This is a genomic window from Bradyrhizobium archetypum (assembly GCF_013114835.1).
GTDB classification, from domain to species: domain Bacteria; phylum Pseudomonadota; class Alphaproteobacteria; order Rhizobiales; family Xanthobacteraceae; genus Bradyrhizobium; species Bradyrhizobium archetypum.
Window position 1 is genome coordinate 857,037 of record NZ_JAAVLW010000002.1, and the last position, 12,809, is coordinate 869,845.

Annotated in this window: 12 protein-coding genes; 6 read left to right on the forward strand and 6 right to left on the reverse strand. The window is 63.9% G+C overall.

From position 1 onward, the window contains the following. Nucleotides 1-151 precede the first annotated feature (151 nt). Nucleotides 152-1,135 carry a transglycosylase SLT domain-containing protein gene (locus HCN50_RS08510; RefSeq protein ID WP_171709145.1) on the forward strand — a complete coding sequence of 328 codons (984 nt, stop codon included), beginning with the start codon at nucleotides 152-154 and terminating at the stop codon, nucleotides 1,133-1,135. 286 nt (nucleotides 1,136-1,421) lie between these two features. Further along, nucleotides 1,422-2,597, forward strand: coding sequence for a DUF2336 domain-containing protein (locus tag HCN50_RS08515; RefSeq protein WP_171709146.1), 1,176 nt, complete (start codon nucleotides 1,422-1,424; stop codon nucleotides 2,595-2,597). A 134-nt stretch (nucleotides 2,598-2,731) separates the two neighbouring features. On the opposite strand, the gene HCN50_RS08520 is transcribed toward HCN50_RS08515, so the two are convergent. The 5 genes from HCN50_RS08520 to HCN50_RS08540 form a co-directional block, all read right to left on the reverse strand. Continuing rightward, a complete protein-coding gene (locus HCN50_RS08520) occupies nucleotides 2,732-3,310 on the reverse strand; it encodes an Hpt domain-containing protein (RefSeq protein ID WP_171709147.1) in 579 nt (192 codons plus the stop codon). 20 nt (nucleotides 3,311-3,330) lie between these two features. Beyond that, entirely contained in the window at nucleotides 3,331-3,876 is a 546-nt protein-coding gene (locus tag HCN50_RS08525; RefSeq protein WP_171709148.1) for a response regulator, read from the reverse strand. 115 nt (nucleotides 3,877-3,991) lie between these two features. Beyond that, nucleotides 3,992-4,771: an NAD kinase gene (locus HCN50_RS08530; protein WP_171709149.1), complete on the reverse strand. Its 780-nt coding sequence runs from the start codon at nucleotides 4,769-4,771 to the stop codon at nucleotides 3,992-3,994. A gap of 124 nt (nucleotides 4,772-4,895) precedes the next feature. Further along, nucleotides 4,896-7,049 carry an adenylate/guanylate cyclase domain-containing protein gene (locus tag HCN50_RS08535; RefSeq protein ID WP_171709234.1) on the reverse strand — a complete coding sequence of 718 codons (2,154 nt, stop codon included), beginning with the start codon at nucleotides 7,047-7,049 and terminating at the stop codon, nucleotides 4,896-4,898. Nucleotides 7,050-7,074: 25 nt separating this feature from the next. Then, the gene (locus HCN50_RS08540; RefSeq protein ID WP_171709150.1) at nucleotides 7,075-7,743 is read right to left on the reverse strand and encodes a hypothetical protein; all 669 of its coding nucleotides are present in this window, start codon (nucleotides 7,741-7,743) and stop codon (nucleotides 7,075-7,077) included. A gap of 245 nt (nucleotides 7,744-7,988) precedes the next feature. On the opposite strand from HCN50_RS08540, the gene HCN50_RS08545 reads away from it, so the two are divergent. After that, nucleotides 7,989-9,575 carry a S10 family peptidase gene (locus HCN50_RS08545; protein ID WP_171709151.1) on the forward strand — a complete coding sequence of 529 codons (1,587 nt, stop codon included), beginning with the start codon at nucleotides 7,989-7,991 and terminating at the stop codon, nucleotides 9,573-9,575. 145 nt (nucleotides 9,576-9,720) lie between these two features. Here the strand turns inward: HCN50_RS08545 and HCN50_RS08550 are convergent, their stop codons facing one another. Next, on the reverse strand, nucleotides 9,721-10,254 hold the full coding sequence (locus tag HCN50_RS08550) for a tetratricopeptide repeat protein (RefSeq protein WP_171709152.1): 534 nt from the start codon (nucleotides 10,252-10,254) through the stop codon (nucleotides 9,721-9,723). 281 nt (nucleotides 10,255-10,535) lie between these two features. On the opposite strand from HCN50_RS08550, the gene HCN50_RS08555 reads away from it, so the two are divergent. From HCN50_RS08555 to HCN50_RS08565, 3 genes are all read left to right on the forward strand, one after another. Further along, entirely contained in the window at nucleotides 10,536-10,850 is a 315-nt protein-coding gene (locus HCN50_RS08555; protein ID WP_210264813.1) for a His-rich protein BRANT, read from the forward strand. Between the two features lie 206 nt (nucleotides 10,851-11,056). Then, nucleotides 11,057-11,479 carry a hypothetical protein gene (locus HCN50_RS08560; protein ID WP_376700262.1) on the forward strand — a complete coding sequence of 141 codons (423 nt, stop codon included), beginning with the start codon at nucleotides 11,057-11,059 and terminating at the stop codon, nucleotides 11,477-11,479. A gap of 197 nt (nucleotides 11,480-11,676) precedes the next feature. Beyond that, nucleotides 11,677-12,720, forward strand: a complete 1,044-nt coding sequence (locus tag HCN50_RS08565; RefSeq protein WP_171709153.1) for an alpha/beta fold hydrolase — start codon at nucleotides 11,677-11,679, stop codon at nucleotides 12,718-12,720. Nucleotides 12,721-12,809: the final 89 nt, after the last annotated feature.

A 12,809-nucleotide genomic window follows, 5' to 3' on the forward strand; every position in this document is an offset into this window, starting at 1 on the left:
CGGGTTCAGCCTGCGGCTGCCCCGGAATGACGTCGTGGGGCCTTTAACGCGCTCTTAACCATAATTGCGGCAGTCTCGGCCTCATTAGGCACTGATTGCCAGTGCCTTGAGAGCACCGCGCGGGGTTCGCGAGGAGCGGGGCACCAGAGACATGGCGGTCGACACAACAAGCGCCACGGCTGCGGCAGGTGTCGATCCCACGCGCGCGAAGATCGCAGGCTCCATCAGGCAGGCTGCCTCGACCACCGGCGCCAGCTTCGAATATCTGCTCGCCACCGCGAAGATGGAATCCAATTTCAATCCGAAGGCCGCCGCCACGACCTCGTCGGCGCGCGGGCTGTTTCAGTTCATCGACCAGACCTGGCTCGGAACGGTGAAGGAGGCGGGGCCCCATCTCGGGTACGGAAAATATGCCGACGCCATCACCCGGGATTCCGACGGCCGCTATTCGGTCAGCGATCCCACCGCGCGCGGCGCGATCATGCGGCTGCGCGACGATCCGGATGCGGCCTCGTCGATGGCGGCGGTGCTGACCCAATCCAACAGTTTCAAGCTGACCGGCAAGATCGGCCGCCGCCCGACCGACGCTGAACTCTATATGGCGCATTTCATGGGCGTCGGCGGCGCCGGCAAGCTGATCCAGAACGCCGAAGACAATCCGAACGTATCAGCCGCGCGGATGTTTCCGAACGCCGCCGCGGCCAACCAGTCGATCTTCTATGATCGATCCGGGCGGGAGCGGAGCGTCTCCCAGGTCTATTCGATGCTGAGCACGCGCTATGCCGCCGCCGCGAATTCACAGGTGACGCGCACGGCGATGGCGGCTGCGGGCGAACTGCCAAGACGTGTTACCGTCGCGAGCGCAACGCCGGCGGCGAGCGTGATCGACAATGCCGCCTATCTCTCGAGCTTTCCGGATCAGCGTGCCGTGACGCCGGTGGTGGCAATGGCGCAGACCGCCTCCGTGCCGCCGGAGCCGATCTTCCGCTCGCTGTTCCAGGCCGGCGAGCGCACGCAGCCGATCTCGCCGACGGTTCAGGAATTGTGGGGCAAGATCGCCTCCGCGACTCCGGAGGTCCGCGCGCCCGGAAGGCTCGACCTCTTCAGCGACCGCAGCGGCACGTTCGGTAGCTGAACGTATAGCGGCATGCTCGGCCGTTGCCCCTCATGGTGAGGAGCCGCATCAGCGGCGTCTCGAACCATGTGGCCCCGGTTGGGCCTTCATCCTTCGAGCTCCTTCGGAATAAGCGCAAGCGCGCTTATTCCTGAGATGAGGAGTGAGAAGCTCCGTCCTCCCACCCTTAACAAAACGTCAATAAAACCAGCCGTTTATAGTGAACCCTTTGTTAAGCGTCATGGTTTATTTTTTCTAATAGTGGCACCGCGTCACGGTGTCGTTTCAGGTTGCGTAAGCCAGGACCATGATCGTTCGGCAGTTCATCAGTTGGATTCGTACCGCTTCGGCAGGCGAGCGGGCAGAGGCGACCCGGGCGTTGGCGCGGGCCTGGTTGATTTCAGATCTATCGGAAGACGATCGCATCGCCGCCGAAGGCGCGCTGCTGATGCTGCTCGACGATCCATCGCCGCTGGTTCGCCAGGCGATGTCGGAAGTCTTCGCGCACAGTTCGGACGCGCCGGCCGCGATCGTGCAGGCGCTCGCGCTCGACCAGCCCACGATCGCGCTTCCCGTGCTCGAACATTCGCCGCTTCTGATCGATGCCGACCTCGTCGACATCGTCGCGACCGGCAATAGCGACATGCAATGCGCCATCGCGCGCCGCATCAATCTGCCGCCCTCGGTCTCCGCCGCGATCGCCGAAGTTGGTTCAGCCGCCGCAGCGCTTGAACTGATCGAAAACGCCTACGCCGAGCTGGCGCCATTCTCCTGGGACCGCATCGTCGAACGTCACGGCCATCTCGCCGCGATCAGGGAAGCGATGCTGGTACTCGAAGGCCTGCCGGCCGCCACCCGTGCGGCCTTGGTCGCCAAGCTCTCCGAGACGCTGGCGCAATTCGTCGTCGCCCGCAACTGGCTCAGCGCCGACCGGGCAGGGCGGCTGGCGAGCGAAGCGCGCGAGCGCTCGACCATCAACATCGCGGCGCGCACGCGCGGCGACGACATGAAAGGCCTGGTTCGGCACCTGCGCGCCACCGGGCAATTGACCGCAGGCCTGATCCTGCGCGCGCTGTTGTCGGGCAATCTCGAATTGTTCGATGCCGCGCTTGCCGAACTGGCCGACCTGCCGCTGGCGCGGGTGACGGCGCTCCTGCACGAGCGCGGCGGCGGCAGCCTGCAGGCGCTTCTGATCCGCGCGGGCCTTCCGGAATCCACCTTCGCGGCGTTTCGTGTGGCGCTCGAGGCCTGTCGCGAAACCGGCTACGTCGATACGCTGGGTGGAGCCGCGCGGCTGCGCCGCCGCATGGTCGAGCGCGTGCTGACCCATTGCGCGACCGACCACGAGGCCGCCGAGCCGTTACTCATCCTGCTTCGGCGCTTCGCAACCGAATCCGCGCGCGAGGAAGCCCGCGCATTCTGCGAGGAACTGGTCGCCGACGAAGCCTTCGTGCCTGCCGTGCGCGATCTGATCGCAGCGTAAAGTTCGAGATTTTGTAGCGTGTGCAAAAGCGAAGCGTGCCCACCATCCTTCCGCATATGGTGCGCGAGCGTTGGTGGGCACGGCGCTGTCGCGCATTTTGCCCACCCGACGAGCTCCTCGCAATGACGGTGAGACTACTCCGCCGGCACGATGCTCGGCGCCAGGATCGCTTCGAGGTGCTCGGGGCGGTCGCGGTTTACCTTGAGCAGGAATTCGTCGGTGACGCCGCGCAGCTGTTTGCTCAGTTTGCTCGCCATCACGGCAGTATCGAGCTTGGTGCGTTCGCGCGCGATCGCCTGGATGGCGTTGATGTGGTGGGTGATCAGGTCAACCGGAACCTGGTCGAGGTCGGGCGCATGCTCGATGATGCGGCACAGGCTTTCGGCGGCGGCGCCTGCGGACGGAAAGCCGAACGTCGCGGCATCGCCCTTGATGTCGTGGGCAGCCCGAAACAGCTCTTCGCGGTTGTCGGTGGTAAATCCGTCGCGGAGCACGGCCGCATGTGCGGCCGAGAGCCGGTCCGCCTCGATCGTCATCCAGTTCTTGAATTCGCCGGATAATTCTGCAAGCGCCTTTTCTGCGCGTCCGACGGGATCGTCGAGGTCGGATTCGGGAACGCGCAGCAGCACCTTGCGCAGCGGATTGGGCTGCGTGATCACGTGATGATCGGCAAACGACTTGACCTGCAGCGTCGCGGGCTTCTCTTTCGCCATGATGATATCTCCGGATGCGCTCAGATGCCCGACCGCGCCTTGTCGAGCAGCGACGGCTGCTGCAGCACTTCCATCTCGCCGCCGACGCGGCGTTCGGGGCCGATATAGGCATTGTTGGTGTTGCGCCGGCGGTCCGGACCGAAATAGGTCTTGGTCTTGATGAAAGGGCGGGGATTGGCGACGACGTTGAGGATCCGCTGGTAAAGCCCCTTGGCCGAGATCGGCTTGGCCAGGAACTCGGTGACGCCGGCGTCGCGCGCAACCGTCACGCGCCGCTTCTCCGAATGCCCGGTCAGCATGATGATTGGCGCGTAGGGGTTGCCCTTGGATTCCGGCTGGCGGATCATCTGAGCGAGCTCGAGGCCGTCGAAGATCGGCATCGCCCAGTCGGTGATGACGATGTCGGGCACGTAATGGCTGTACATTTCAAGCGCGGTGGCGCCGTCTTCGGCCTCATAGACCTCGCGCGCGCCGAACGAATGCAGCAGCGTCCGCAGGATACGGCGCATATGCGGATTGTCGTCGCAAATCAGAAATCGCAGCTTGTTGAAGTCGATGCGATACATGGTCCGGCCCGGCCAAGCTAAACGGTATACTGCCGTTAACCATATCGCGGCGCCCGTTAAGGAATGGTTGCAAAACCGGCTCCTGAACGCGTCGTCGCTTGCGAAAGCGACGGGGTCAGTACCCGAACTGCTCGCGCAGGATGCGTTCCTCGAGGCTGTGGCCAGGATCGAACAGCATCCGCATCGAGATCGTCTTGTCGGACAGCACCTCGACGCGGCGGACGTCGCGCACGTCGTCATGGTCGGCGGCGGCCGCGACCGGACGCTTTTCGCCTTCGAGCACCTCGATCACGACGAAGGCCGAGTTGGGCAGCAGGGCGCCGCGCCAGCGCCGCGGCCGGAACGCACTGATCGGCGTCAGCGCCAGCAGCGCGGCGTTGATCGGCAGGATCGGTCCCTGCGCCGAGAGGTTATAGGCGGTGGAGCCGGCCGGCGTCGCCACCAGGATGCCGTCGGCGATCAGTTCGGGCATGCGCTCGTGTTCGTCGATCAGGATGCGCAAATGCGCGGCCTGGTTGGTCTGGCGGAACAGCGCGACCTCGTTGATGGCGTGATGCAGATGCACGGCGCCATGCACGTCGGTCGCGCGCATCAGGAGCGGATTGATCAGGGATTCTCGCGCGGCCGCCAACCGCGTATGGAGGTCGTGGGTGGTGAATTCGTTCATCAGGAAGCCGACGGTGCCACGATGCATGCCGTAGATCGGCTTTCCCGTGCGCATGTGGGCGTGCAGCGTCTGCAGCATCAGGCCATCGCCGCCGAGCGCCACCACGACGTCGGCGTCGGCGGCGTCGTGATTGCCGTAAAGTTTGGTGAGCTGCGCCAGCGCGGTCTGTGCCTCGGCGACTGCGCTCGCGACAAAGGCGATCCGTTCGTATCGCTTGGGGGTGGCCATCGGACGACGAACTCATGAGTGGCGCCGGATTGCGCCGCGCTCGTCTATACACCTTGGGCAGGCTTGTCGAGATGGTTGGGCCGCTGTTTCGCGCCGGTAACCTAAACCGGTCGTCATCGGGGCGTCATTTTTCCTGCAATGTCCGGATCGGGTCCCATTCCGCGCCGGGCGGGTTTTGGGACAATTCCCGGGCCCGCGCGGCAAACAGCGACGCCGGCCGGTCGATCTCGGCCGAGCGGCCGAAACTCTGCGCGGCGCGCTCGAATTCGCGGGCCCGCCAGTGCGCCAAACCCTCGGCGTAGTTCGCGATCAATGTCGCTTGCGAGGAGGTCAGACCGGCCGAGAGCGCCAGCAATTGGTAGATCTTCAGTGCCCCGGTGCGTCCCTTGACCCTGATGGCGTCAAGCTCGCGCCAGGCAAAGGCCTCGCCGGCCAGCGCCACCGTTGTCTCGGACGCGATGACGGTGGTGCCGTAAAACTTGTTGGCGCCCTCCAGCCGTGACGCCAGGTTCACCGCGTCGCTCATCACGGAGTAGTTGAAGCGCCGCTGCGATCCGAAATTGCCGACCAGCGCTTCGCCGGAATTGATGCCGATCCGCTGCGCCAGCTTGTACTCCTGGAACATGGGCGAAGAAGCGTTGAGTTCGGCCAGTTGCGTGCAGCAATCCAGCGCGGCGTGCGCCGCATTGGCGGCATGATCGGGATCGTCGGCCGGTGCGCCGAACACCGCGACGATGGAATCCCCGATATATTTGTCGACATATCCGCCATGGCGCTCGATCACGTCCGTCATCGCCGAAAGGTATTCGTTCATCAGCTCCATCAGGCCGTCCGGCGACATCTTTTCCGCGATCAGCGAAAATCCTTCGATGTCGGAGAAGAACACCGTCACGTTGCGGGTTTCGCCGCCGAGCTCAGGCAATTTGCTCGACGACAGCATGCGGTTGATGACGTGCGGGGCGAGATAGAGCGCAAAGCTCTTCTGCAGCAGGCGGCGGTCCTTGTCGGCGACGACGAAGCGGAAGCCGATCGTGGCGGCAAGGGCGATCAGGCTGGCCAGCAACGGCTCGACGATCGGAAGTGCCAGCGCGTGGTTGAAGGCTATGGTCGCGCCGGCTACGCCAAGCACGGTCATGGCCGTCCAGGCAGCGAATGCGATAACGGGCCGGAACAGCCAGGCGGCGGCCGCGGCGAGCGCCGCAATGAAGGCCGCGATCAGCAAGCGGGAAAGCGGTCCGGGTTCGACCACGCCATTGCGCGCGATCAGGTTGTTGACGGCGGTGGCATGGATATAGACGCCCGCGATCGTGCTTTTCTTGAAGCCCGCGGTAACCGGCGTACTCTCAGCCGTGCAGCGCGGGGCACGCGCGCCTTCGATGCCGGTCGCAAAACGCTTGGACGTTTGCTGGCGATCCTCGATATCGAGCACGCTGCCGAAGATGACGACTTTGCCGGCAAACCAGCGCCGGAAATAGTCCTCGTCGTTCTTGACCGCACAGGCGCGCAAATCGGCAAACGAGAAGGTCGGAATGTCGTCGGCACCGCCCTCGAAATTCAGCGTCATCGTGTTCGGCACGCGGCCGGGAACCCGATAGCCGGCAAGCGTCAGCCTGCCGCGCTCGTCGAATTCGGGTGCGGCGCCGAGCGCCCGCGAGGCAAGCTCGACCGCCATCGATGGCACCCTCGTCCCATTGACCGTGAAGCTCAGCGGCAGGCGCCGCAGGATATCGTCACTATCGATATGGACGTTGAGCGGGCGGATGTTCAGTTGCTGGCGGACCGCGACGCGCTGTCCCGGCGACGGCCGGACCGGCTGGTTGCCGCCCAGGATTTCGCCGAGCACCACCTTCCGGTTCGCCGCAGCCCCAGCAAGTGCGCGAAGAAAGTCGCGGTCAAATCCGCGAACTTTCTCTCCCAGCATGCCGTCGCCGAATGGAATCTCCGACTGCTCGATCGACGCCGGGATCACGATGTCGAAGCCGGCTACCTTGGCGCCGCCTTCCAGCGTCGCCGACAGCACGCGGCCGATCTCCCCGGTCCAGGTCAGCATCGGCGCGCCCCTGAACGGTGGAGTGCGCAGGCTCTCCTCGTCCATCGCGACGACGACCGCCGGCGAAGCGGCGGGATCCTGCCTTCGGCCGAACACCTCCCAGCGCAAGGCGGTGAGAATATCGAGGGACAGTCCGCGGATCGGCCGGGCGGCGGGAGACACCGAGGCTGCAGCGCACACCAGCGCGATGGCGGCGATTGCGATCCTATCGCGCGTGCTGCGCCTTATTCTCAAGCGGGATGGCCCGGCACGCCTATTCCAGCCGTAGCAACCGGCCGACGATCGGTGTCGCGCCGGGTTGTGCCTGCTCGTCGACCCGGAATACGATTTGCGATGACTTGAAGCTGGCGGCGTAGAGGCCGCCGGGAGCCAGCGCAACGTTCTCGGCGGCGAAATCGAAGAACCGCCCCTTGAGCTGGGTGCCGCCCAGGTCGATCTGCTGACGCTCGCCCGCCACGTCCAGGCGTCGAATGATCAGCTTGCCGCGTCCCTTGGCCTCCACCAGCGGTGAGGCGCCGTAAAGGATCAGCTGCGGCTTCGGCAGGGAAGCGGCCTTGTTGTCGACGCTGCGCAACACGGTGGCGGCGACGCCGCTGGTCTCCCGTGTGGTCACGTTGGTTTGGTTGGAATCGCAATTGGTCTTCTCGGCCTTGACCTCGGCGAGGTGGACGGCGCTCTCCTCGGTGCCGACGACGACTGTCCCGGTCCCGCTGATGGTCTCGCGCCGGCATGACTTCAGGTAGCTGAGAACGATGGAGCCGCCATCGCCGATCTTGATGACCGCTTTGGGAGTCACGTAGTCCATGAATTCGGCGCCGGTGACCTTGCCCTGAACGTCTTCGACCACGGCGGCCGGCGAATCTGCGGCCACCGGAGAAGCCAGCGCCAGCAGGCCGAGACAGACAGCAATCGAACGTTTCATTCTAAGGACCCCATAAAAAGCGCAGGTTCGTTAGTCGCGCCAGCGCCCGAATGGTTTCATGGATGGATCAAAAATATGATTGGCCGGCGACCAGTGGAACCAACGGATATCACCTTTCTCACGCGATACTGTCGGGATTGTGATTTCCGCAGATTTCTTGCCCTTGTGTACCAACAGCGCGTTGTCGCAATGTTCCGGGCTGATTGGCAGGCCCTGACTGATTGCGAGCGCCGGGAGTAGACGGCATGGCTTTTGGCTTGATGGCAACGCGTACCATGCGCCTCGCTGCCGCGATTCTGATCCTGTGCTGCGCGACCGGCGCACGCGCCGAGGAGGTGGGTTCGCCGACCTCGCAGCAGCCCGCCGCCGCGACGCCATCGCCATCTCCCTCGGGCCAGCAGGGCGGAGCAGGGCGGGGCAGCGCCGCAACGCCGTCGCCGCCAGCCGAGCAACATCGCCTGCCGCCGGATTCCACCACCACGCAGACGCTGACGCTGCCCGGCCGCACGCTCAACTTCACCGCCACTGCAGGCTCGATCCGGTTGTTCGACGACAAGGGCGAGCCGCAGGCGGATATCGCCTATACCTCGTATCAGCTTGACGGCGCCGATCGCGTAAGCCGGCCGATAACGTTTCTGTTCAACGGCGGCCCCGGCGCCTCCTCGGCCTGGCTGCAACTGGGCGCCGCCGGGCCGTGGCGACTCCAGATCGGCGGCGATGGCGCGGTATCGTCAGCCACTCCCGATCTGTTGCCCAACGCTGAGACCTGGCTCGACTTCACGGATCTCGTCTTCATCGATCCCGTCGGCACCGGCTACAGCCGCTTCGTCGCGTCCGGCGAGGACGTGCGCAAGCGATTCCTTTCCGTCGATGGCGATGTCAATTCGATTGCGCTCGTGATCCGGCGCTGGCTGGAGAAATACGACCGTCTATCGTCGCCGAAATTCGTCACCGGCGAGAGCTATGGCGGCATTCGCGGGCCGAAGATCGTCCGCAATCTGCAGACGCAGCAGGGCGTTGGCGTGCGCGGGCTGATTCTGGTTTCACCCTTGCTTGATTTCCGTGATTTTTCCGGCTCTAGCCTGCTGCAATACAGTTACACGCTGCCGACCATGGCGGCGGTGGCGCGTGAGGTGAGGGAAGCCGGCAGGACACCGCTGACACGCGCCGATCTCGCCGATGTCGAACGCTACGCGCAGGGTGAATTTCTCACCGACCTCATCAAGGGGCAGGCGGACACTCAAGCCGCCACGCGGCTCGCGGACAAAGTGGCGGCGCTGACCGGCATCGATCAGGCCGTGAGCCGCCGGCTCGCGGGTCGTTTCGAAATCGGCGAATTCCGCAGGGAATTCGACCGCCGCAACGGCAGGGTAACCGGGCGCTACGACGCCTCGGTCATGGGCTTCGATCCCTATCCTGATTCGAATTCAGCGCATTTCGGCGATCCATCCGGCGATTCGCTGATGGCGCCATTGACCAGTGCCGCGGTCGAACTCACTACCCGCAAACTCAACTGGCGGCCGGATGGTTCGTACCAGCTACTGAGCGAGAGCGTGAACCGTTCGTGGGATTTTGGCCGCGGGCCGGCCGAATCGATTTCACAGCTACGCCAGATTCTCGCGCTCGACCCGAAGATGAAACTGCTGGTTGGTCACGGAATGTTCGATCTCGCGACGCCCTATTTCGCGTCCAAGGTCCTTCTCGACCAGTTGCCGGCCTATGCCAGCCCCGATCGCGTCAAGCTCGTCGTCTATCCTGGCGGCCACATGTTCTACTCGCGCGAAAGTGCGCGGAAGGCGTTCCGGGCGGAAGTTGAGGCGGTGATGAAGTAGTCAAAAGAAACCGGCGCGGTCGTGTGGCCGCGCCGTTGTCGTTCGTCATTGCGAGCGAAGCGAAGCAATCCATGTCGCAACATAACAGATGGATGGATTGCTTCGTCGCTTTCGCTCCTCGCAATGACGCGGAAAGTTTACGGCCTCAATAGACCAATCCCGTTCCCGGCGGCTTTTCGAGTGCCGCGGCGAGCGAGCGATATTCCTCGCTTGTCGTGCCCGCGAGCTGAGCGATCCGGTTCAGGTGATATTGCGCCTGATCGCGGTTGCCCTGTTCGACCTGCCACAGGCCGTAATACTGCCAGGTCTTGACGTGGTTCGGATCGGCCTTGAGCGCGCGCTCATACCAGATCTGCGAGACCTTGTAGTCGCCGAGCTTGCGATAGGAATAGCCGATCAGGTTGGCGACGGCGGCCGAGTCGTCGCGCCCGAGCGCTTTGAGCTGCTCGATCGCCGACGCATATTCGTGGCGGTCGTAGATCGCGGCATAGGCGGCACGATAGCCGTCGGCGAATGCGGTCTGCTCGCTGCCCGGGCGGGCTTCGCTGGATTTCTTCTTCTTCGGTGGCGGCGGCGGATCATTGTCGGGCGCTGCGTAGGCCACGCTAACGACAGGAGCTGCCGCAAGCGTGAGCGACAACATCACAAGAGTCAAAAGCCTGATCGCTAACTTATTCATGCATATCTCCTGATGGCCGGTTCGGCGATCCTATACCGAAGCCCGTTGAGTTGAACCCCCGGCGGCCGAGAACATTCCCCGCGCCGCTACCGCGATTCCGCCGATATTCGTCGACGGTTCGTCGCCAACCGACATGACGAAGATGTCATTCAGATGAACGGAATAGAAAAGTTCGATTCAGGACGGGTTCAGTGCGCCGCCGCTAGCGTCGTCTGCATGATCGGCGAGCCCGGCTTTCGACCGGAAAATGCCCGCGGGTCCCCATGGAAGAGGAGACAACCATGCTCAAGACCGTTTCCGCAGCGCTCGTTGCCGTTTCCGTTCTCGCCGTACCTGCACTTGCCGGCACGCCGGGCAAGACCGCGCAGGCGCCGGTGAACAAGACCACGCAGGCTCCGGCCAACAAGGCCGCAGAGGCGCCCGCCATCAAGCAGGAGCAGGGCAAGACCAAGGCGCTGAATGCAAATGCAAAGATGGGCCGCCATCACAAGCACTACCGGCACCATCGCCAACACAAGCAGATGGGCATGCTGAAGACGAATGCGAAGCCGCACGTCGCGACCAAGCACGCGGCGCCCGCCGCAAAACGTAGCTGAATCTAATTCGCCGGCGCGCGTTTCGCCCCCCATTGCCCCGCGCCTGCGAATGTCAGGCCAGCCCACGCGCCATTTGCTTCGCTAATGGCCGTGGGCTGGCGCATGCTCAACTTTTCGAGAGCGACGGCAGTTGATAACCGAGTTGCGAATTCCATTCCGCCGCGAGGCGGTCTAAGAGACGGCGGACGGGCAGGGGATGAGTTCGCTTGGGGCGTTTGGTCAAAATTACGGCGACGGTGTTGCTGCCGATCATGCTTTCGGCATGTGCTGCCAGCGATGACACCAAGCCGATCACCTTTACCGAGGATCGCGGCGTCTCCACCCAACCCTTCCCAAAAAATTATCGCGCCGAAGTACTGGCGTTTCTGAAGACCTATCTCAACGATCCGGTCGGCGTGCGCGACGCCGGGATGGCCGAGCCGGTCGAGCGCGTGATCGGCGGACGGCTGCGCTATGTCGCCTGTCTCCGGTTCTCGCCGCGCGAATCCGACGGCAGTTATCGCGCGCCGCGCGAACATGCTATCCTCTTTGTCGACGGCCGGCTCGATCGCATCCTCGAAAATGCTGTCGAGCCCTGCGCCGGGCTGGCCTACGCGCCATTTCCGGATCTGGAGAAAATGACCCGTTAGGTCTTACGCGTGTTGCCGTAAGACGGAGAATGACTGGGTCGGCCAGCTTGGGTGTTGGACGAATTTTCCACACGAGAGTGTGATCGCCTCCACCCATCTATCGTATGCGATTAAGTCGTAAGCATTGACATCCCGGCCGATGAGCCATTTAAATCGTATACGATCTTATCGTATAGGATAAACTCGGAGTGAGATCCATGTCCCCGCACATCAATCCCGACCGGCGCCGCTTGCTCGCCGCCGCAGCCCTGGCGGCCATACCATTCGCCACGAGCGGCGCTGTCCTTGCGCAGTCCGGCGACGCGAAGCCCGCGGCGGGTGCGATCAGGCCGGGGACTCACACCTCGTTTGCCGCGCTGAAACAGATCGAGGCCGGCGTTCTCAGCGTCGGTTACGCCGAAGCCGGATCCGCCGACGGTCCCTCCGTGATTCTCCTGCACGGCTGGCCCTATGACATCTACGCCTTCGTCGACGTGGTGCCGCTGCTGGCATCGGCCGGCTTCCGGGTGATCACACCCTGGCTGCGCGGCTATGGCACGACGCGCTTCCTTTCGGCGGACACGCCGCGAAACGGCCAGCAGGGCGCGCTTGCCACCGATGTCATCGCCCTGATGGATGCGCTGAAGATCGACAAGGCGATCGTGGCCGGTTTCGACTGGGGGGCGCGGACCGCCGACATCGTCGCAGCGATCTGGCCGGAGCGCGTCAAGGCGCTGGTCTCGGTCAGCGGTTATCTGATCGGCAGCCAGCAAGCCAACGCGAAGCCGTTGCCGCCATCGGCCGAGCTGCAATGGTGGTACCAGTACTATTTCGCGACCGAGCGGGGCCGTCTGGGCTACGAGAAGTACCGGCGCGAATTTTCAAAGCTGATCTGGCAGCTCGCCTCGCCGAAGTGGAATTTCGATGACGCCACCTTCGAGCGCAGCGCGGCTTCCTTCGACAACCCGGACCATGTCGCCATCGTTATCCACAACTATCGCTGGCGGCTTGGCCTCGCGCCGGGTGAGGCAAAGTATGACGAGCTGGAAAAGCGGCTCGCCCAGTTTCCTGTCATCACGGTCCCGGCGATCACCCTGGAAGGCGACGCCAACGGCGCGCCGCATCCGGACCCCGAGGTCTATGCCAAGAAGTTTTCCGGCAAATATGCCCACCGCCTCATCGCCGGCGGGATTGGACACAACCTGCCGCAGGAAGCGCCGCAGGCCTTTGCCGGCGCCGTCATCGACGTGGCGCGCTTTTGAGCGCGAGTCTTCGCCGGCGGGCGGTGCCGCCCGCCGGCGGCGGCTTTTTCGTGCTGTTCCCGGGACGGAACTGTGAATGAAATCAGATC